The organism is Deferrisoma camini S3R1 (genome assembly GCF_000526155.1).
GTDB classification, from domain to species: domain Bacteria; phylum Desulfobacterota; class Deferrisomatia; order Deferrisomatales; family Deferrisomataceae; genus Deferrisoma; species Deferrisoma camini.
In genome coordinates this window covers 1,680,621-1,701,080 of the sequence record NZ_JAFN01000001.1, presented here as the reverse complement: position 1 = coordinate 1,701,080, position 20,460 = coordinate 1,680,621, and the positions used below count along the sequence as shown (strand labels likewise).

The 20,460-nt window shown below is 70.3% G+C and carries 17 protein-coding genes and 1 pseudogene; 12 read left to right on the top strand and 6 right to left on the bottom strand.

Features of this window, described 5'->3' with window-relative positions; genetic code table 11:
* Positions 1 to 402: 402 nt before the first annotated feature.
* The 5 genes and pseudogenes from DEFCA_RS24740 to DEFCA_RS0107490 form a co-directional block, all read right to left on the bottom strand.
* Positions 403 to 543, bottom strand: a pseudogene (locus DEFCA_RS24740) (translation initiation factor IF-2 N-terminal domain-containing protein); the annotation flags it as partial.
* 72 nt (positions 544 to 615) lie between these two features.
* The gene (nusA, locus tag DEFCA_RS19270; RefSeq protein ID WP_025322414.1) at positions 616 to 2,031 is read right to left on the bottom strand and encodes a transcription termination factor NusA; all 1,416 of its coding nucleotides are present in this window, start codon (positions 2,029 to 2,031) and stop codon (positions 616 to 618) included.
* A gap of 44 nt (positions 2,032 to 2,075) precedes the next feature.
* Entirely contained in the window at positions 2,076 to 2,549 is a 474-nt protein-coding gene (rimP, locus tag DEFCA_RS0107500) for a ribosome maturation factor RimP (RefSeq protein ID WP_025322413.1), read from the bottom strand.
* Between the two features lie 104 nt (positions 2,550 to 2,653).
* Positions 2,654 to 3,628: a permease gene (locus tag DEFCA_RS0107495; RefSeq protein ID WP_025322412.1), complete on the bottom strand. Its 975-nt coding sequence runs from the start codon at positions 3,626 to 3,628 to the stop codon at positions 2,654 to 2,656.
* A 353-nt stretch (positions 3,629 to 3,981) separates the two neighbouring features.
* Positions 3,982 to 5,298, bottom strand: coding sequence for a TolC family protein (locus DEFCA_RS0107490; protein WP_025322411.1), 1,317 nt, complete (start codon positions 5,296 to 5,298; stop codon positions 3,982 to 3,984).
* Between the two features lie 196 nt (positions 5,299 to 5,494).
* On the opposite strand from DEFCA_RS0107490, the gene DEFCA_RS0107485 reads away from it, so the two are divergent.
* From DEFCA_RS0107485 to DEFCA_RS20465, 3 genes are all read left to right on the top strand, one after another.
* The gene (locus DEFCA_RS0107485; protein WP_025322410.1) at positions 5,495 to 6,358 is read left to right on the top strand and encodes a hypothetical protein; all 864 of its coding nucleotides are present in this window, start codon (positions 5,495 to 5,497) and stop codon (positions 6,356 to 6,358) included.
* 250 nt (positions 6,359 to 6,608) lie between these two features.
* The gene (locus tag DEFCA_RS0107480; protein ID WP_025322409.1) at positions 6,609 to 8,372 is read left to right on the top strand and encodes an adenine deaminase C-terminal domain-containing protein; all 1,764 of its coding nucleotides are present in this window, start codon (positions 6,609 to 6,611) and stop codon (positions 8,370 to 8,372) included.
* Positions 8,369 to 8,731, top strand: a complete 363-nt coding sequence (locus DEFCA_RS20465) for a ComEA family DNA-binding protein (protein ID WP_169709493.1) — start codon at positions 8,369 to 8,371, stop codon at positions 8,729 to 8,731. Before DEFCA_RS0107480 ends, DEFCA_RS20465 begins: the two co-directional genes overlap by 4 nt.
* A gap of 8 nt (positions 8,732 to 8,739) precedes the next feature.
* Here DEFCA_RS20465 and DEFCA_RS0107470 read toward each other — a convergent pair whose 3' ends face one another.
* Positions 8,740 to 9,633 carry an N-acyl amino acid synthase FeeM domain-containing protein gene (locus DEFCA_RS0107470; RefSeq protein ID WP_025322407.1) on the bottom strand — a complete coding sequence of 298 codons (894 nt, stop codon included), beginning with the start codon at positions 9,631 to 9,633 and terminating at the stop codon, positions 8,740 to 8,742.
* A 414-nt stretch (positions 9,634 to 10,047) separates the two neighbouring features.
* On the opposite strand from DEFCA_RS0107470, the gene DEFCA_RS22180 reads away from it, so the two are divergent.
* The 9 genes from DEFCA_RS22180 (at position 10,048) to DEFCA_RS24690 (ending at position 20,339) form a co-directional block, all read left to right on the top strand.
* Complete coding sequence (locus DEFCA_RS22180; RefSeq protein ID WP_025322406.1) at positions 10,048 to 10,986, top strand: N-acyl amino acid synthase FeeM domain-containing protein; 939 nt, start codon at positions 10,048 to 10,050, stop codon at positions 10,984 to 10,986.
* Positions 10,962 to 12,440, top strand: a complete 1,479-nt coding sequence (locus DEFCA_RS20455) for a class I adenylate-forming enzyme family protein (RefSeq protein ID WP_025322405.1) — start codon at positions 10,962 to 10,964, stop codon at positions 12,438 to 12,440. The genes DEFCA_RS22180 and DEFCA_RS20455 overlap by 25 nt, the downstream gene beginning before the upstream one ends.
* Positions 12,441 to 12,521: 81 nt before the next feature.
* Positions 12,522 to 14,309 (top strand): B12-binding domain-containing radical SAM protein, encoded by a 1,788-nt coding sequence (locus tag DEFCA_RS0107455; protein ID WP_025322404.1) that lies wholly within the window; start codon positions 12,522 to 12,524, stop codon positions 14,307 to 14,309.
* A 191-nt stretch (positions 14,310 to 14,500) separates the two neighbouring features.
* The gene (locus DEFCA_RS0107450) at positions 14,501 to 15,757 is read left to right on the top strand and encodes a type III PLP-dependent enzyme domain-containing protein (protein WP_025322403.1); all 1,257 of its coding nucleotides are present in this window, start codon (positions 14,501 to 14,503) and stop codon (positions 15,755 to 15,757) included.
* Positions 15,758 to 15,908: 151 nt separating this feature from the next.
* On the top strand, positions 15,909 to 16,163 hold the full coding sequence (locus tag DEFCA_RS0107445) for a hypothetical protein (RefSeq protein WP_025322402.1): 255 nt from the start codon (positions 15,909 to 15,911) through the stop codon (positions 16,161 to 16,163).
* Positions 16,160 to 17,443 (top strand): peroxiredoxin family protein, encoded by a 1,284-nt coding sequence (locus DEFCA_RS24065; protein WP_025322401.1) that lies wholly within the window; start codon positions 16,160 to 16,162, stop codon positions 17,441 to 17,443. Before DEFCA_RS0107445 ends, DEFCA_RS24065 begins: the two co-directional genes overlap by 4 nt.
* A 278-nt stretch (positions 17,444 to 17,721) precedes the next feature.
* Complete coding sequence (gene larE / locus DEFCA_RS0107435; RefSeq protein WP_025322400.1) at positions 17,722 to 18,549, top strand: ATP-dependent sacrificial sulfur transferase LarE; 828 nt, start codon at positions 17,722 to 17,724, stop codon at positions 18,547 to 18,549.
* Positions 18,546 to 19,349 carry a nickel pincer cofactor biosynthesis protein LarB gene (larB, locus tag DEFCA_RS0107430; RefSeq protein ID WP_025322399.1) on the top strand — a complete coding sequence of 268 codons (804 nt, stop codon included), beginning with the start codon at positions 18,546 to 18,548 and terminating at the stop codon, positions 19,347 to 19,349. Before larE ends, larB begins: the two co-directional genes overlap by 4 nt.
* A gap of 183 nt (positions 19,350 to 19,532) precedes the next feature.
* Positions 19,533 to 20,339 (top strand): PEP-CTERM sorting domain-containing protein, encoded by an 807-nt coding sequence (locus DEFCA_RS24690; protein ID WP_169709492.1) that lies wholly within the window; start codon positions 19,533 to 19,535, stop codon positions 20,337 to 20,339.
* Positions 20,340 to 20,460: the final 121 nt, after the last annotated feature.

Genomic DNA, 20,460 nt, shown 5'->3' with positions numbered 1-20,460 from the left:
GATGAACCGAACCACCTTGAGCTTGAACTTCTCCTCCCCCTCGGCCGGCTCTTTGCCCTCTTCCGCCGCGGGCTCGCCGGCCTCGGGTTCGGCAGGGACCTCGGCCTCCTTCGACGGCTCCTCGGCGGGCGGGGCGGGCTCCGGTTCCGGAGCCGTGGGTTCCCCCGCGGGTTCGGGGGGCTCCGCCGGTGGGGGCGCCTCCGCCTCGGCAGGGGCGGCCTCGCCCTCCTCCCGGGGTTCCGAAATCGGTTTCTCCGCAGGCACACCGGCCGCTTCGGCCTCGGTCGCCGGTTCCTCCGGCGGCGGGGTCTCTTCCTTCTTTCGGCGGCGGCGCACCACCTTCGCCGGCTTCGGCGCCGTGGCGGCCTCGGCCTCGGGCGTCTGCCCCGCGCCCAGGGTGCCCAGCGCCTTCTCGAGGTCGGCCTCGTCCACGGGCGAAAGGTGGCTTCGGACCTTGACGCCCAGGTCGGTCAAGGCGCCCAGCAAGGCCTGAACCTCCACACCGTGCTTCTTCGCGGCTTCAAATACGCGGATCTTCGCCATTCCCGCCTTCCTGCCAGGGACAGATCGTGTCATGCGCCCCGGGGGCGCTACCCTTCGGTTCCTCGGGCCGGCTCAGTCGGCCGGGGGGAGGTCCGGGGCCGAGGCGCCGTGCTCGGCCCGCTCCTCGTCTTCTTCGTCCTCTTGTTCGGATTCTTCGGCCGGTTCGGATTCCTCACCCGCGGGTGGGGCCCCCGGACCCGCCTCCTCGGGCCCCCCTTCGGTCCGCTCCGTAGCGGCCTCGCTCGTGGCGGCGATCAGCTCGGCCTCGAAGGCCTTCTTGGCCGCGTCCCGCAGGGCCTCGGCCTCTTCGGTGTCCAGGCCGAGGGCCTCGCACAGTTTGGGGACCGGGATCTCGGACAGATCCTCCAGCGAGTGCACGTCGATCCGGCCGAGCAGGGCCACCTTGAGGGGGTCCATGCCGGGAAGACGCAAGATCTTGCCCCGCTCCTCCTCTCGGCGTCGGGCCTCCTGCTCGGTGATGATGTCGAGCCGCCACCCCATGAGCTTCGCCGCGAGCTTCACGTTCTGGCCCCTTCGGCCGATGGCGAGGCTCAGCTGGTCCTCCGGCACGATCACGGTCATGACGTGCCGCTCCTCGTCCACCAGCACCCGGGAGATCTGCGCGGGGGAGAGGGCGTTGGCCGCGAACATGGCCGGCTCCTCGTTCCACACCACGATGTCGATCCGTTCGCCACGGAGCTCCTGGACCACGGCTCGGACCCGGCTCCCGCGCACGCCGACGCAGGCGCCCACCGGGTCCACGTCCGGATCGTGGGAGACCACGGCGATCTTCGCCCGTTCGCCCGGGTCGCGGGCGCAGGCCTGGATCTCCACCACGCCCTCCCGGATCTCGGGCACCTCCGCCTCGAACAGCTTCTTCACGAAATCCGGATGGGTCCGCGACAGGACCAGCTGCGGTCCCCGGGACTCCTTCTGCACCTTGAGCAGCAGCGCCCGGATCCGGTCGCCCTGGCGGTAGTTCTCGCTTCGGATCTGCTCGGCGTGGGGCAGCACCGCGTCGGTGCGCCCCAGGTTCACGATGATGTCGCCGCGCTCGAACCGCTGGACGATGCCGTTGATGATCTCGCCGCGGCGGTCGATGAACTCGCTGTAGATCAGCTCCCGTTCGGCCTCCCGGACCTTCTGGATGATCACCTGCTTGGCCACCTGGGCCGTGATCCGGCCCATCTCGCCGAGCTCCAGGGGGATGCCGAGCTCGTCGCCCACCTCGCACTCGGGGTCGTACTTCTCCCGGGCCTCCTGCAGGCTGATCTGGGTGTAGGAGTCCTCCACCTCCTCCACCACGGTCATGTACTCGAAGATCTGGACGCGGCCGGTCTCCTCGTCGAACTGGGCCTCGATCTCTCGGTTGCCCAGTTGCCGCCGGGCGGCCGTGGCCATGGCCTGCTCCAGGGCGTCGATCAGCACCTCCCGGTCGATGCCCTTCTCCCGGACCACTTGGTCGATGACTCGGTTCAGGTCTTTCATGGTGTCCCCGCTGGTTCGGTGTCTTTAGCGTGTCTGGCCGCCGGTCAGAACCGGATCTCCGGGTCGAGGTTCGCCTCCCGGATCGACGCGAACGGGATCCGCGTCGTGGCCCCGGAGTCGTCCTCCACCAGGACCGTCTGGTCCTCGCCCAGGCCCCGGTTGACGCCGCGGAACGTCTTGCGGCCTCCCAACGCCTCGGTGGTCTTCACCACGACCCGCTCCCCCACGAACCGCTCGAAGTGCTCGGGCCGGGTGAGGGGGCGGCGGATCCCCGGGCTGGACACTTCCAGCACGTAGGCCCCCCGGATGGGGTCGGCCACGTCCATGTGGGCACTCAGTTCCCGGCTGAGGCGGGCGCACTCGTCGAGCGTGATCCCGCCGGGCCGGTCCACCAGGAGGCGCAGCACCAGCCGGCCCGCCTCGGTCCGAAGCCGCAGGTCCACCACCTCGTATCCCGCGTCCTCGACCACCGGGGCCAGGAGCTCCTGGATCTCGATTTCCTTGGGACTTTTCTGCATGGCCGCGCCAAAACGAAAAAAGTGGGCGAACGGCCCACTTCGGAGTGCCTCGAAGCGAAGAGCGAAAGGGTAACAGCGAAAGCCCTTTGTGTAAAGACGAAATTTCAGATTCCGAGCCACGCCGTGGCCTGGAACGCGGTGGCCACGATCAGGGTGCCGACGAGACACAGCCCCAGGTACAGGGCGAACATCTTGGGCTTGAACAAGGTGAGGAACACCCCCATCACCGGCAGCGCCGTGACCGGCCCCCCCACCAGGAACGCCATGCCGGCCGCGCGGGAGATGGCCAGGTCGCTGAACCCGAACAGGATGGCCGAGGCCGTGATCTGGGTGATGTGGAGGGGCACCACGGCCAGGGTGAGCCCCAGCACCGCCAGAGGGTCTCCCGAGACCAGGAGCCGGTCGATCCACTCGTTGGGTACGTAGCGGCGGGCGAGCACCTCGATCAGCACCCCGATCAACACGTACTTCCCCACCTTGACCCCGCCCTCCCATGCCTTCGCCAGGAACACGAGCAGCGGGTTGCCGCCGCGCGCCTCCACCCGCTTGCTGAGCATCTCGTTGCAGTGGCAGCGGAGGATCTCCTCGGGGTAGTCCGGGTCGTGGAAGTTGCCCTTGGGCAGCTCTTTGCGGAACAGGGTCTCTAGGCGCAGCCCCCTCGTCTCGAACCAGTGGGTCACCCCGCCGGCGAACAAGCCCATGAACACGGCTGCGGCGAGCTCGGCGTTGGCCCAGAACGGGCCCAGGTTCTTCACCGCCAGGGTGTAGCCCGCTGGGCTCATGAGGGGAGAGGCGACCAGCAGGCTCATGGCCGGGGCCAGGGGGAGCCCGCCCAGGATCAGGCTGATGGTGAGAGGCAGGATGCCGCAGGCGCACAGGGGGCTCACGATGCCCAGCACGGTGGCCACCACCACGGCCCACGGGCCGTACCGGGTCAGGGCCCGCCGGATCTTCAGGTGCCACTTCTTGGTGCGGATCCACGCCTCGAGGGCGACCCCCAGGGCGAAGTAGGGCCAGATCGCGCCGATCTCGGCCAGCATGTCCTGACCGACGGCCGACACCTCGTGGAAAAGCGCCATGAAACTCTCCGGTAAGGACGCCCGTTTTCGGGTTTTCGGACGGGGGAGGCAGCGGATACCCGAAACTCAAGGAAAAGTTGCGGGCCCGCCACCCTCGCTCCCCCGGGACCCTGCGGGGCCGGGGGAGCGAGGGTAACTTCCATTGGTTCGGGGCCATCGCCGGCGGCGGGCATGGGGCCTGCTTCCGGCCGGGCGCGAAGCCGGGCGTAGAGATTCGCCGCGCAGGCACAAGACACGGGAGCTGGTTTCATCACAGTTCCGTACAGATGGATACCATTCCGCGGTCCGGACGCGGGAGGCACTGCATTTAGCCTTCCAGCTTTCTGGCCTCCCAGCCTTCTAACGACGTTGGCTCACAGATCGTTCATCACGGCCAGCACCCGGGCCCGGGCGACCAGGTAGTCCCTTAGGGCCCGGGCGTGGTCGGTGCGGGCCGCGGTGAGGCCCAGTTCCGCGTCCGTCACGTCCAGGGTGGTCCCCACCCCGTACCGGTACGAGGCCTCGGCCAGCTCCAGGGCCCTGCGGGCCTGCTCGATGTTGTGGCCCGCGGCCTCGATGATCTTCTCCGCCTCCTCCACGGCGTCGAGGGCCACCTTGGCCTCCAGGGCGATGCCCTGGCGGCTCTGGTCCAGGGCGATCTGCACGTCGCGCAGCTGGCTGCGCGCCTGGGCGATCTTCCCCCGGGTCTTGCCCGAATCGAAGAACGGCCAGGTCATCTGCACCCCAACCGACCACTGCTCGCGGCGGAAGTCCAGCCGGTCCCACTCCTGGGTCGCGAACCCGTACTCGGCCCTCAGCCCCACGGTGGGCTTGTCCTCGGCCCGGGCCAGGGTCAGGTTCTTCTGGGCCAGGTCCCGGGCCTGGACCAGGGCCTGCAGCTCCGGCCGGCGTTCCCAGGCGCGCTCGATCACCGCCGAGAGGTCCCGCACCGGCAGCGGCGGCTGATCCAGCTCGCCCTGGGGTTCCAGGGGGGCGTCCTGGGGGCGGGCCAGCAGGTTGTTGAGCTTGGCCACGGCCTGCCGAACCCGGTTCCGGGCCTGGATCACCGGGGGGCGGGCGTTGGCCACGGCCACCCGGGCCCGGACCACCTCGAACTCGTTGACCACGCCGGCCTGGAACCGTTTGCGGGCCACGTCGAGGTGCCGCTTTTTCTGGGCGAGGGTCTCCTCGGCCACCTCCACGAGGCGTCGGGCCAGCAGCAGGTCGTAGAACGCCTCGTGGACCCGGAGCTTCACGTCCCGCTCCACCGCCTCCTGCTGCCACCTCGCCTGCTCCCGGGCGACCCGGGCGATCTCGATGGCGGTGGACACCCGTCCCCACGAAAACAGGATCTGGTCCAGGGTGCCCTTGAGGGAGTAGAAATCGACCTCCTCCGGGGGGATGAACCCGTCGAACAGATCGAGGAAGCTCTCGTCGTAGCTGCGGCGGTAGGCCGCCTCCAGCCCCAGGCGGGGGTAGGCCTGGCTCTTGACCTCGGTGATCCGGCCCTCCAGCTGCCGGATCCGCTCCCGGGCCCGGAGCACCTCGTGGTTTCGTTCCATGGCCATGGACACCGCAGCCGGCAGGTCCAGCCGGAGGGGAGTCTGGGCTGGTTCCTGGGCACGCACCGGCGCCCCGGCCGCCGCAATCCACACGCATACCGCCGCCGCCCACACGGTCCAACGCTTCATGCACGTCCTCCTGTAGGGGGGAGCCCCCTCGAACCTCGCGTCGTTCTTGGCTGAATGGAGATTCAGGCGCGTACCCTACGCTCTCCCGACCCCGGTTGCAACCCCTCCTGGCCCTGGCGGGCCGCCCCGGGTAGACTGGCCGGCGTCTCGTGACGGAACGAAACCGGGACGCCGGTCCCCTGGGAGACTCGCGACGATGCGGCGGGCGCAGCGGTTTTCGAACCCCTGGAAGCGGGTGGGCGTGTTCGCCTGCGACCACCTGGCCCACCAGGACTTCGCCGGCATGGTGAGCCCCTATCACGTGCTGCGCGAGAAGCGCTGTTTTCCGAGGGGGTGCATCTACTTCCGGTGGCGGTGCCGCCGTCTCGAGAAGGGCAAACCCTGCAAACGCAGGTTCCGCCACGTGGGCCGGCTGTGCCGGGGGTGCCGCGAGTACGACGAGGAGAAGGTGCACCAACAACCCCGGCTCCTGCTCACGCCGGGGCAGTGGCTGGACTACCGCCGGGAGCTCGAGGCGTTCGAGGCGTGGTTCGACGAGACCGTCGGCCGGCGGGTGGAGGTGACCGGCGAGGTGGCCGAGGTCAAGCCCAGCTTCGTGCGCGAAGTGGACGCGGGGACCCGGGTGCGGTATCAGGGGTTCCTGGTGGTGTTGGCCGGGGCTCATCTCGACTGGACCCGGATCGACGCGCCCGTGTACCTCAAAGTGTCCCGCTCGGCCCAGGACCGGCACGCGTTCCGGGCGGGGGACCGGATCGAGTGCGTGGCCACCCTGGGTCAGGACCGGGGGCGGATCGTGCTGGGCCGGGTGGGCCGGGTGGAGGTGCTGGAACGGGGCCGGGGCCGGGTGTGGACCGCTGCCGAGGGCCTGGCGGCCAAGCACACGGCCTCCACGTTCTCGTGCCAGCCCGAGGCGTGCCTGCGGTGCTCGGACGGAACCCTGCTCGACGTGTTCCAGGACGTCGGCGGGGTGGTTCGGCACTACCGCAGGTTGCTGTGCCTGGAGGGTCTGTCGTCCCCCGAGCTGTGCCCGAGGTGGACGGCGGGGGGCGGTGGACCGTAAGGGTGAGGAATCCGTTTTTTGACAGATCCCAACGAAAATATTGCCAGACCCGTGCCCCCGAGCTTTGGCGCGATCCGAGAGCCGCCCAACTGCCTAGCTGCCCGGCCGCCTAGCGGGCCGAAGGCCCCAGACCGACGACCGTAGACCGACGACCGTAGACCGAAGTCACTGGGAAGCCTCCCAGCCTTCCAGCGGAAGCTGCAGGGTTGATGCAGATGCTACCGGCCGGTTTTCCCCACGGAGTTTCCGAATGGTTCGATGCGATCCCGATCTGCGCTGGCGCCTGATCCGCGTCGCCCAAGGGCTGGACGCGCCGGATCTGCTGGTGTGGGGGGGCAGGGTCTGGAACGCGTTCACCGGCGAGGTTTTCGAGGCGGACGTGGCCGTGTGCGGAGACCGGATCGCCCGGGTCGGCCCGTGGGAGGGGCCCATGGGGGACGCCACGGTCCGGATCGACGCGCGCGGGTTCACCATCGTGCCCGGCTACATCGAGCCCCACACCCACCCCTGGCCGTTCCACAACCCCCTGTCCCTGGCCGAGGCCGCGGTGTGCCGGGGTACGACGTTCCTGGTGTACGACAACCTCCTCCTGTACCTGGCCCTGGGTGCCGAGGCGTTCGGAGCCCTGGCGGCCGCGCTGACCGACGCGAGCCTGGGCCGGATCCGTTGGGTGGCCCGCATCGCGAGCCAGTCGTGGTTTCCCCAGGAGGCCGAGGTGTTCTCGGAGGAGGCCGTGCTGGGGATGCTCGGGATGCCCGAGTTCGTGGCCGCCGGCGAGATGACCCGGTGGACGGACCTCCTCCGGCCGGACCGGGCGCGTCGACTCCTGCGGCTGATCGAAGGCGCGCGGGGCCGGGGCCGGTTCGCGGACGGCCATACGGCAGGGGCGAGCCGTCGCCGGCTGCCCGCACTGGCTGCGGCAGGGCTTCGTTCGTGCCACGAGGCGATCACCGCGGACGAGGTCCTGGAGCGGTTGCGGCAGGGGCTCTGGGTGCTGCTTCGCCATTCGAGCCTCCGGGAGGACCTGGAGGAGCTCCTGCCGGCACTTGGCCGGACCCGGTTCCTCGACCGGATCACCCTGACCACGGACGGCGCCAAGGCCCACCAGATCGCCCGAAAGGGCCTGACCGACCACCTGATCCGGGAGGCGCTCGCGGCCGGGGTTCCCTCGGGCACGGCCTACGTGCTGGCCACCCGCAACGCCGCCGCGTTCCTGGGCCTGGACGACGACCTCGGCGCCGTGGCCCCCGGCCGCCTGGCCGACATGAACCTCCTGCGGGACCTCTCGGACCCCACCCCCTGCGTCGTGATCGTGGGCGGACGGGTGGTGGCGCGGGACGGCCGTCTGACGGTGCCCCCGCCCAGCAGGGTCTTCCCCTGGGAGAGCGCCTACGCCGGGGCGGAGCCCCGGGTGCCGGTCTGGGGCCCCGATCGGTTCCTGTTGCCGGGGGAGGTGCCGGACCCCTTTCCGGCCGGGCGCCTGGTGAACGCCGTGATCACCCGGGAGGAGCCGGTGCCGTTGACGCGCCGGGGCGCGGGGCGGTGGCCCCGGGCCGGCGACGCCCACGTGGTGGCGCTGACGGACCGGACCGGTTCGTGGATCAGCCGCGGTGTGGTCCTGGGGCTGGGCGAGGGGCTGCGGGCCGTGGCCAGCTCGTACACCACCAACGGGGGTCTGGTGGTGGCCGGCCAGGATCCGGCCGCCATGGCCGACGCCCTGGGCCGGCTGCGGGCCCTGGGCGGGGGGATCGTGGTGCTGCTCGGAAACGGTCGGGTGGAGGAGTTCCCCTTGCCCCTGGCCGGCATCCAGATGCCCGGCCCGTTCGGGCCTGCGGCCGAGGCTGCCTCGGCGTTCCAGCGGGCCATGGAGGCCGGGGGGTACGCCCACTCGGACCCCAACTACACCCTGTTGTTCCTCTCGTGCGACTTTCTGCCCGATCTGCGGGTGACCCGCCGGGGGTGGGTCCGGGTCAAGGCCGACGAGGTGGTGGTGCCGTGGGAACCCGCGGGGTGAGGCCGGAACCCCCGAGCGGGCGTTGGGCGGTCGGCCTGCTGGTGCTGGCCGCGGTGTCCGGAGCCGTCGGGTGGACGGTGCGGGGCCCGGTCCGGCCGCACCCCGCCGTCGTTCCGGCCGGCCCGACCGGCGGCGGCTGGGAGGGGCTCCTCCGGGGGGTTCCGCTGAATCTGAACCGGGCCACCCCTGAGGACCTCACGGCCGTTCCCGGCATCGGCCCGGTGCGGGCCGCACAGATCGTGGCCGAGCGGGACCGACGGGGCGGGTTCGGGTCGGTGGACGAGCTGGTGGAGGTGCGGGGGATCGGGCCGAAGACCCTGGCGGCGGTTCGGCCCTACCTGTGCCTGCCCTCGCCCTGAGGATCGGGTCAGGCGGGCACGAAGGCCGGGAACCAGCCGGGGGTGGGCGCGTTCTCCAGGAACCGGCGGGCGGTGGGCACGGCCCAGCCCGAGATGCGGGCGGCCAGCCCGGGCTCTCCGGCCTCGAGGAGGTCCAGCATCTCCGGCCGCAGGGTCAGCAGTTGGCGAACCGCATCGGTGTCCATGGCTCCCACCCGCAGGGGGATCCAGGGGAGCTCCGTGGCCTGCTGCCGGAACAGGAATCCGTGGAGGCCCTGCCCCTCGCCGAATGCCTGTCGGTACCGCTCTTCCGCGGTCTCGATGTCCAGGCGCAGGGCCACCGCCGGGGCGTCGTTCACGGCCCGGTAGGTGCGCAGGGGGCCCAGCTCCTCGAACCGGAACAACCGGGTGTAGAGCCGGGCGTGGCGGGGATGGCAGGCGACCACCAGATCGGTGATGCCCGTACGCTGGGCGTAGGCGTACATCATCCTCACCAGGTTCAAGATCAGGAGCAGGGTCACCGATTCGTAGGAAGGGGCCACGGCCAGACCGGAGATCTCGGCGGGCCGTCGGCCCGGCCTGAGGGCGGCCAGTTCCTCGGCGTACAGGGTGTCCATGGGGAGACCGAACGAACGGGTGTCGGGGATCAGGGAGAAGGTGGCCACCACCCGGCCCCCGTCCGACGCCACGAAGGTGGCCGACTCCGGCAGGAGATTGAAATGGGTGTACCGCAGGCCCACCCCGTCGGGGGGGATCAGGCCTCGGGACAGGTAGTTTCGGTACAGCAGAGAAAAGGCGCCCCGAACTTCAGACCATCGGGACGCCTGGGCGAACGTGAACGGCCCGGGATCGACCGCGCCCGAGTCCTGGGACCGCGAGACCCGAACGAAGTCTTCCGCGCGACGGCACGCCGTGGAGATCATGGGGAGGCCTCCTGGAGAACAAATATGGATGGGGCATGGGCCCGTGGAGTCAGGGGCGCGAAGTATGCACGTCTTGTGCCGGATCCGACAAGCGCCCGGATCCCCAAAAACTCCCTCGGTGCCCGACGAGGGGGCACCCTTTCGAAACGCCGGGCCGCGACGCGTCCCGGAAAGGGAACACCTGGGAGAGGCGCGGCGTGGTGGGTAAGGGTACCGGCGGGGAGGCGGATTGTCTATAGGAAAACAATTTTTGGGTTCGGTTTTATGTCAAGGTTTTTGTTAGGGTGTGGCGCGCGCGGCCCAGACGCGGCCGCGGGGGGGGACCGCCCCGGCAGGCCCCACGCCCCCGAGCCTTCGATCCGGTCGTCGGGGGATCGCCGGAGAGGGAGCCGTTCGTGACCCGAGGAGCCATCCATGGGGGGTAGTCCCGGCCCCAAGAACAGCTTCGCCGAGGATCCGCGCAGGGACCGCCGACGAAGCATCCGGATGGGCCCGGACCGGGGCCTCCGGAAGCCCAACGTCAAGGTGGCCGAGGAGGCCGCGGAGTTCGAGACCGCCTTTCGGCTGGTCCACGACGTGTACGTGGACATGGGGTATGCCGAGCCCCACCCGAGCGGGCTGCGGGCCACCCTCCACCAGCTGGTTCCCTCGACCCTGGTGTTCCTGGCTCGGGAAGAGACGCTGATCCTGGGAACGGTGAGCCTCATCTTCGACGATCCCGGAGGCATGGGGCTTCCCATGAGCGCCCTGTACCAGGAGGAGCTGGACCGGTTCCGGGAGCAGGGACTCCGGCTGGCCGAGGTGTCGGCCCTGGCCGTGGACTCCCAGTACCGGTGGCTCCTGATCGACGAGGAGGGGAAACGCCGGGGGCTGTTCTGGCTGCTGCACCAGGCGGTGCTGTACTACGCCCGGCAGAAGGAGGTGGATCATCTGGTCATCACCGTGAACCCGAGGCACGTTCCGTTCTACGAGCGACTGTACCTGTTCGAGCGGTTCGGCGAGGTGAAGCCCTACGACTCGGTCAGGGGGGCGCCGGCGGTGCCGCTGCAGCTCGATCTCAACCGGCTTCCGGAACGCCTCGACCGGGCCATGCGCGAGAGCGACCGGATGTTCGGTCTGGGGCGGTTCTTCTTCCGCCTGGAACACGGTTTCTTCCGCGGAGAGGAACGGCTTCCCAGCCTCGATCCGGCCACGGCATGGCGATTCGCCGTGGAGGGCGGGGCCCTCGCCCGGGCGGCGCCCTCCGAGGCGGATGCGTTCGCCCGGGTCCACGGGTTTGCCGACGTGGCTGCGTTTCGGGTTTGGGCCGAGGCCCAGGGAAGGGAACGGTGCGAGACCTCCGAACCCTCCTGAGCCTGGCCGTCATCCGGGCGGCGGGCCTGCCCCACCGCCTGCTGCGGCCCGCCCTCCGGCGCAACGCCGGACGCCCCGCGTTCCCCGACGGGGTCACCTACGCCGGCCTGGGGGAACGGGTGGCGCGCCTGGCGGGCGCGTGGGCCGGGGCCGGGATCTCGGTGGGGGACCGGATTCTTCTGGACCTGCCCAACGACCCCGCCTTTGTGGAGGCCCGGCTGGCATGCCTGTGGCTCGGCGCCACGGCCGTACCGGTGCCGCCGGGCACCGGGGACGATCGGCTGGGCTGGATCGCCGAGGCCACCCAGGCCCGGGCGTACCTGGGACCCCGGGGGGACGCCGTTCCCGGCGTGAGGCGGGTCCACCTCGACCCCCTGGCCGGCGACCGGAGGGAGTACGAGGCCGCCCTGGCGGCGGCCGCCCCGATCCCCCGGCCGCTCCGGCGGGCCCGCGATACCGTGGTCACCATCAACTTCACCTCGGGGACCACGGGCGAGCCCAAGGGGGTCGTGAGCACCGGCAGGGGATGGGGCGCGAGTCTGTACCACGCACTGCGCGAGAACCGCTCGCCGGTGGGCGCGGACGAGGTGTTCCTCCACGCGGTGCCCCTTGCCACGGCCGGCTCCACCCTGATCCTGCCGGCCGTGCTCTCGGGGGCCACGAGCGTGTTCCTGCCCCGTTGGGATCCGGATGCGGCAGCGGATCTGGTGGAGGCCCACCGGGTGACCCGGATCTTCCTGACCCCGACCATGCTGGCCGAGTTCGTGGACGTGGTCCGGGCCGGGCGGCGGGACGTGTCGAGCCTGCGGGCCGTGATCTACGGCACCGAGGGCGCACCCGCCCCGCGCATCCGAAAGGCCCTGGAGGTGTTGGGCCCCGTGCTCCAGCAGGGGTACGGCATGGCCGAGGCCCTGCCGCCGGTCTGCCTGCTCCACCCCGATGAGCACGCCCGCGCCCTGGACGGGGAACCGTGGATCCTCGAGACGGCCGGCCGGCCCACCCGGGCCGTGGACCTCCGGGTCACGGACCCGGACGGAAACCCGCTCCCGCCGGGCGAGCCCGGATCGATCCGGGTCAGGGGGCCCACGGTGTCGCCGGGGTACTGGCGCCGGCCGGACCTCACCGCCGTCACACGGCACCGCGGGTATTACATCACCGGGGACCGGGGGTTCCTCGACCGCCGGGGATACCTGCACGTGCTGGGACGGGAGGGCCGGGTGCCCTCCCCAGCGGCCCGGGCCCTGGGGGACTGGGCCGAGGCTCGACCCGAGGTGTGCCTGGCCTGGGTGTCGGAGGCGGAGCGGGCGCGAACCCTCCACGTGGTGCCGGCCCGGGGCTCCCGCCCGGATCCGGAGAACCTGGCGGGAGAAGCCCCGGTCCCTTGCCGGGTGAGCCTGGAGGCAGAGGCCCCCAAGACCGGAAGCTACAAGCTTCGGCTGGACCCGAATCCCTGATCCGACGAACCTCAAGTTCCGCCCCAAACCCGCCGAAGGGGAGGACGACGCGTTCGTCGAGACCCGTTGCGGAGCAACGTCATGGCCAGAATCCTCCTTTGGAACTCCCTCACCACCCGGCGCCGGTCCGCGAGCGACACGTTCTTCGACAATGGTCTCGGGGTGCTGGCCGCCCATCTCGAGGCCAGGGGCCATTCGGTATGGCTGGAGGACTGGGCCACCGACGAGTTCTTCGCCGACCTGACCCTGAAGCCGGTGGCCCGGCTCCTGCGGCCGGCCTACGGCCTGCTGCTGGGCGCCCGGCGCGACGGCCCCCCCCCGGTCTGGGTGAAGGTCCTGGGTGGGGCGACCATGGGGCTCCAGGAGGTGCAGTCCGCCCTCCAGAGGCGGGCCATGGAGGCCCGCCTGCGGGACCTGGCGTGGCGGGTGGTGGAGGAGGGGGTGCCGATCGTGGGGGTCAAGCTGTGGTACGGCGAGGCGTTCGGCTGGGCGCGGCGGTTCGCCGAGCTCGTGCGCGAGCGGGACCCCGAGGTGGTGCTGATCGCCGGGGGGTACCACGCCACCCTGTACGAGGAGGAGGTCCTGCGGCGGAGCCCCTTCGACCTGGCCGTGCGGGGGGAGGGGGAGTTCGCGCTGACCAAGATCCTCGACCTCATCGACGCCATGCCCGGAGCGGGCCGGGAGGCGGTGTTGGAGGCGGTGGCGTCGCGGAGGTTCGAGAACGTGCTGTGGCGGGAGCCGGACGGGACGATCCGGAAGGGCCGGAAACGGCCCGTGAAGATCGTGAAGAAGGCCGTTCCCCGGTACGGAGACCGCCCGGGGAAGGTGCGGATCCACGTGCTGCTGGAGAGCCTCGGCTGCCCCTGGGGCAAGTGCCACTTCTGCGTTCACCCCCATTTCTACAAGAAGTACGCGCCCCGGCCCGTGGAGGACGTGATCGCCGAGATGCAGGCCATGGTGGCCCAGGGCATCGGTATCTTCCGGTTCGCCGGCTCGGACACGCCGCCGGCCTTCGGCGCCCGGATCGCCGAGGGCATCCTGGACGCCGGACTCCAGGTCGTCTACGGCATGGGGAGCCGGGCCGTGCGGAACGCCGCCCGGCCCGAGGTGTTCGAGCGGACGGTCCGCCAGTACGAGGTGATGCTGCGCTCGGGGCTGCGGGCCGTGTTCATCGGCGGGGAGACCGGCCACGACCGGATCAACGACCAGGTGATGAACAAGGGCGTCACCCGCTCGGAACTGGTGGCCACGGCCCGGGCCATCCGGGAGGCCGAGGCCCGCACGGGGATCCACATCGACGTGTCGCTGGCCCTGATCTATCCCACGCCCCTCGTGGAGGGGGTGACCGACCAGGAGGTGTTCGAGGCGAACCTCGAGCTGCTGCGCGAGTTCCAGCCGGACTCGGTCATGGTGACCCCTCCGGGTCCGTTCAAGCACAGCCGGTGGTACACCGAGAAGGAACGGTTCGGGTTCGAGTTCGAGGAGTCGGTGATCCCGTCGGCCATGGAGTACGAGTACGTCCTGTACAAGCCCCCCTCCCTGTGGCCCCGGTTGGACATCGGGCTCCAGGGCCGCAGCTTCGTCCGGTTGCTGGAGGAGTGCGGCCGGTTCCGCAAGGCGGTCGAGGCCATGGGGATCCCCACCGACATCTCGGACGAGCACTTCCTCATGCTCCGCGCGGCCGGGTACGAGGGGCGCGACGGGGCCGAGGAGTTCAAGCGGGAGACCCTGCTCGACATCGTGTCGTGCGACTACCGAACCCTCCTCGGCATCTCCCGGCGGATCAACGCCGAGAGCCGCCGGCTGGCGACCGCGTCGAGCTCCGGAAGCCTGGAGGAGAACGAGAAGAAGTCCTCGGCCGCCGCCTGACCCGCCCCTTTCTCCATCCCTCATCCATGCGCCTCGCCGTGGCGCCCGTGCCGCGGTTTCGGGTATCCTTACCGCTTCCGAGTCCGATTCCCGAGAAGGAAGCAGGGCTCTCGGACGGCCCCGGCCATCGAGCTGCTGGGAGCCGCTCGGGGGACTTGCGTCCGTTCTTCTGCCAGCGAGGAGCGCCGTCTATGCCGATGTCTGCCGACTTTCACCACAGGCTCTCGCCCATTCTGCCTCGCATCGCCGAGACCTTCGGCACCCCGTTTCACATCTACGACGAGATCGGGATCCGCAGCACGGGCGAGAGGCTCAAGAGGGCGTTTGCGGGGGTGGCGGAGTTTCGGGAGTACTACGCGGTCAAGGCGCTGCCCAACCCGGCGGTGCTCCGGATCATGGCGGAGATGGGGTTCGGGTTCGACTGCAGCTCGATCCCGGAGATCGAGCTGGCCCGGCGGGTGGGGGCGGCCGGGGAGGACATCCTGTTCACCTCCAACAACACCACGGTCGAGGAGATGGAGGCGTGCCTGGCGGTGGGCGGGATCCTCAACCTCGACGACGTGACGCTGATCCCGAAGGTGCCGAGTATGCCGGAGTTGATCTGCTTCCGGTACAACCCAGGGCCGCGGCGCACCGGCAACGCCATCATCGGAAACCCGGTGGAGGCCAAGTACGGCGTGGCCCACGGGCAGATCGTGGACGCCTACCGGGAGGCCCGGGACCGGGGAGCGCGCCGGTTCGGGCTGCACACGATGATCTGCTCCAACGAGCGCAACGCCGGCTACTTCGTGGAGACGGTCCGGATGCTCCTCGCGGTGGTCGAGGAGGTCCAGGACGCCCTGGGGATCCGGTTCGAGTTCGTGAACATGGGGGGCGGGCTGGGCATCCCGTACCGGCCCGAGGACGAGCCCCTGGACCTGGAGTCCATGGCCACGCGGATCGCGGGGCTGCTCGAGGAGTTCGGCCGCACCCATGGGTACGTGCCCCGGTTGCTCATGGAGAGCGGCCGGTACATGACCGGCCCCCACGGGGTCCTGGTGACCCGGTGCATCAACCACAAGCACATCTACCGCGAGTACGTGGGCGTGGACGCCTGCATGTCGGCGCTGATGCGGCCGGCGATCTACGGGGCGTACCATCACGTCACGGTGCACGGTAAGGAGGACGCGCCGGCGGACACCGTGGTGGACGTGGTGGGCGCGCTGTGCGAGAACAACGACAAGTTCGCGGTCCAGCGGGCCCTGCCGAGGATCGAGGAGGGGGACCTGGTGCTCGTCCACGATACCGGGGCCCACGGCCACGCCATGGGGTTCAACTACAACGGCCGGCTCCGGCCCCAGGAGCTGCTGCTGCGGGCCGACGGCACGGTGGAGCGGATCCGGCGGGCCGAAACGGCGGACGACTACTTCGCCACCCTGAACTTCGAGCCCGAGGTGTGGAGGGGGTGAGAGGCGAGACCGGGCATCGGCGGAGGGATGGAGGAAATCGAGCGCCGAAGCTTTGGTGGCGGCTTGGGAGCCGCTTAGCTGCCGAGCCGCCCAGCAGACCCAAGTCATCACATCCGACGCCGGCCCGTGAGCCGGCGGAAGGAGGCGAACCATGAGCCGGAAAGAGTTTCTGTTCGGTGTGGGAATGGGCGCGGTGGGGGCGTTGCTGCTGGCGAATCTCCTGCGGCCCGAGGCGCCGGTGGCGTACACCCTGCCCGAGCCCGCGGGCCCGCCGGTGTCCATCTCGGCCGCGGGCGACTCGGCGTGGGCCATCGTGGGCAACCGGGTGTACTACCTCAGCCTCAAGAGCCGGGGAGAGCTGAAGAATCGGATCATCTACCTGATCGACGACGAGGAGCTCAAATGATCCGGCGGATCCGGTGGCCCCTGGGCTGGCTGGTGTTGCTCGCCCTGGCCAGCCAGGGGGCGGCCCAGGAACCGGCCCCGGCCCAGGAGAACGCGCCGGCGAGGTTGCGGGTGGGCGACGTGCTTCCCCCCCTGGCAGGGGTGGATCTGGCCGGCCGGCCGGTGACGTTGAAGGACCTGGCCGGGGACGGGGCCGTGGTCTTGTCGTTCTGGTCGGTCCACTGCCGGGACTGCGTGCGGGAGCTGGACGATCTGCGGCTGGTGGGCAGGGAGTTCCGGGGCGAGGACCTGACCCTGGTGGCCGTGAACACCGACTCGGGGCTGCCGGTCAACCGGATTGCGGGGTTCGTGCGAAGGTACGAGGCGGCCCGGGGGCCGCTGGGAGTGGCCCACCTGCTGGATCGGGACGCCGCGATCCTCCGGTCGCTGGGCATCCGATACATCCCCTTGCTGGTGGTGGCCGATCGGACCGGCCGGATCACGGCCCTGGTGTCCGGCTACCGGCAGGGGGACCGGGAGCGCCTGGGCCGGGCCCTGGAAGAGGGCACCGTGGCCCTGGGGGCCTGGGGAACCGGGCTGCGGGCCCGCCTGGTCACCTTGCTGCGTAGCCAGGGGGCGGGCGGCGGGGTGGAGTGGGGCAGCTTTCGGGTCGAGGCGGAGTTGCCCCGGTTCGGTCTGTACGACGCGTCGGGCTGGATCGCCGATCCGGTCGGCCGGGCCGACCGGGAGGCCGAGTCGCGCCGGGTCGAAGGGGTGGTGGCCGACCGGTTGAGGGTGGCCCTGGCCCAGGAGGCCCTTGCGAGCGTGGGGGTGCGGCTCCCAGGCCCGGACGCGGCAGCGCGGGCGGGCGAGGGAATCCGGGTTCCGGAGAGCCCCCTGGCGGGTGACGGCCGGTGGGCGCGGCTGTACGCCGACCTGGAGTTCGACGGCCTGTATCGCGAGGAGGACCGACAGGCGCTCTGGACCGGGGACGTGTATCGGGCCGGCATGGTGGGGGACGTGGACCTGGGCAGGCTCCGGGCCAAGCTGAAGGACCTGGAGTTCCCGACGAAGCCGAGCACGATCCGGCTCGAGGTGGTGACCGACTTCGACTTCAAGGCCCGGGCGGTGCTTGAGGAGCTCCGCAGGGTCTCGTACCGGCTCCAGCAGGTACGGGGGGAGGATCTGATCTACTACGGCACCCCCGGGCAGCTGGCCGCCGAGATCCGGGGGCTCTCCCTTGGCCTACGGATCTTCGCGGAACCCCAAGGCGAAGATCGGGTTCGGGTGGAACTGTTCTGATACCGAGTTGCGTTCAAACCGAGAGCCTTCGGGGGACGGGGCAACGGACCTGCCTCCGGCCGGGCGCGAAGCCGGGCATGAGATTCGCCGCGCAGGCACGGCACCGAAAAGCAGGTTTCACGACAACTCGGTGGAATCCGAACTATTTCGTGGTCCGAGCGTCCGAGGCCCTGCGCGGCGAGCTAAGGGGCCGCGCCCGGCTCTCCGGCAGGCCCCTTGCCCCTCCGAGCAGGGAGCGATAGCGCCTGTTTATCCGCTGGGGTAATAACTTGCAGAGCATGACACTAGCCGAGAAGGAGCGCCGTCTGCATGCCATCCTCCAGGACATGGGGGGAGTGGTCATCGGGTTCTCCGGAGGGGTGGACTCCAGCTATCTCTACGCCGTGGCCGTCGAGGTTTTGGGAGAGCGGGCCCTGGGCGTGACGGCCGTGTCCGAGACCTACCCCGAGCGAGAGCGGCGCGAGGCCGAGGCCCTGGCCCGGGCCCTCGGCGGGCGCCATCGCCGGATCGTGAGCGAGGAGCTGGATCTCCCCGCGTTCACCCGCAACCCCCCGGACCGGTGCTACCACTGTAAGCGCGAGCTGTTCGGCAGGCTCCGGGAGGTGGCCCGGGAAGAGGGGCTTCCGTGGGTGGCGGACGGCACCAACGCCGACGATCGGTCCGACCACCGTCCCGGCCGGCGGGCCGCCCGGGAGCTGGGCGTGCGGAGCCCTTTGGAGGAGGCAGGCCTGACCAAGGACGACATCCGCGAGCTGTCGCGCCGCCGGGGGCTGCCCACCTGGGACAAGCCGGCCATGGCGTGCCTTTCCTCGCGGTTTCCCTACGGCACCCCGATCACCCGGCCCGAGGTGGCCCGGGTGGGCCGGGCCGAGGAGGGGCTCCGGGGCCTGGGCCTGCGGGTGCTGCGGGTGCGCCACCACGGGGACGTGGCCCGGATCGAGGTGGGGCCCGACGAGTTCCCCCGGGTCGTCGGAGACCTGCGCGACGAGGTGGTGCGCATCGTGAAGGACGCGGGCTACGCCTACGTGGCCCTGGACCTCCAGGGCTATCGCCCCGGGGCCCTGAACGAGGTCCTGCCCCCCGAGATTCGGGAGGGCTCACCGTGACCCGCGACCAGGTGCGCAGGCTGCTGGAATCGCTGCGGGCCGGGGACACGACCCCCGACGAGGTGCTCGAGGCCCTGGCGGGGCTGCCGTTCCAGGACCTGGGCTTCGCCAAGGTGGATCACCACCGGGGGCTTCGCAAGGGGCTGCCCGAGGTGATCTACGGCGCGGGCAAGACCCCGGAGCAGGTGGCCGAGATCTTCGCCCGGCTGGCCGAGTGCTCTCCCACGGTGTTGTGCACCCGTGCCGATGGGGCGGCATGGGACGCGGTGCGGGCGCGGACGCCGGACGCCCAATACCACCCCACGGCTCGAATGATCGTGCTCCGGAAGAGCCCTCCCGAGCCGAAGGGCCTGGTGGCCGTGGCCGCGGCCGGCACCTCGGACCTTCCGGTGGCCGAGGAGGCCGCCCTCACCCTCGAGGCGTTCGGAAGCCGGGTCGAGCGGCTCTACGATGTGGGCGTGGCGGGGCTCCACCGCTTGCTCGCCCACGGCGAGGTTCTGCGCCGAGCCCGGTGCGTGGTGGCGGTGGCCGGCATGGAGGGGGCCCTGCCCTCGGTGATCGGCGGCCTGGTGGCCGTACCCGTGATCGCCGTGCCCACCAGCGTGGGCTACGGCGCGAGCTTCGGCGGGATCGCCGCGCTCCTGGCCATGCTGAACTCCTGCGCCTCCGGGGTGAGCGTGGTCAACATCGACAACGGCTTCGGCGCCGGCTACCAAGCCCACCTCATCAACCGTCTGGCCGAGGGAAGAGGCGAGGACGCCGACAGGGGCGTTTCGGGGAGGGAGGAGAAAGGGCGATGAGGTGCAAAAAGTGGAAAAATTTTTCCCTCATTTGGGGGGGCTGCGGGAAGGTTGCGGGGAACTCGTTGATCTGAAGCCGAAAATCGCCCCAACGATCTTCTTTTTTGTATGGCATGGGATCTGCATGAACTCCTCCTTGATACGGAGATGCCCCGTGTGGGCGTGCAGCGAAGGAGGCTGAGGATGCGGAGTGCGCGACTCGTCGCGTTGGTGATTGCAAGCGTCATGCTGGTCCCGGTCGCGGCAGGGGCGAGTGTCGTGAGCTTTCAGCGGGAGTTCAAGGTGGACGGAAGGGACAACGCGAACGCGACCCTCCCGGCCGAACCGACCAGCACCCCGAGCGTCGTGTTCACGGATCTCTCCGATGGGGTCGAGATCAAGATGGATCTCGGCAGCATGGCGAGGGGAAACGATGATTTCCAGTACTACGTCCGGAGTTGGCTGTTCAACTACTCGGGTGATCCAACAGATCTGGAGTTCCAGTACCTTAGCGACAAGAGCGATTCTTTCACCCAGGCCGCCACCGTCCAGACCGGAGATTTCACCGCTCCCGCGACGATCTCGAACGACGGCGGGGTGACTCGAAGCGCACCGGTGAACGAGGTGGGCAACGGGGGGACCATCGTCACCGGGGCGTTGGGAACGTTCGATATCCTGTTCGACTTTGCGTTCCCTGACGTGGGGGGCTGGGGGAACTGGGAGTTCGACGTGGGCGAGTACGTGACCTACAAGGTCACCTCCAAACCGGGAAGCAGCCACACCCCGCGGGCCGCGGACTTCATGTTCCCCAGCGAAGGGGGCACGGCCATGTCGGCGGTGGGTATCTGGCCTTCGTGCGAGAACTACGAGGTGTGGTACACCGCCGACGCCCCCAACGTGGTCCCGGAGCCGGGCACCATGGTGCTCCTGGGCACGGGCCTCCTGGGCATGGGGGCTTGGGTCCGTCGCCAGAGGGGGGCCGGGGGACCGGAAAAGGGGGAGCAGGGCTGACGGCGCCGACCTCTGGCAACCGCGAGGGCCTCGTTTGGGGCTCTTTTTTTGTGCCCGGCGCTTGGGGGGATGTTGGCGCGGCAGACCGGGAGCCGGTAAAGTGACGGCGGATTTCGACCGA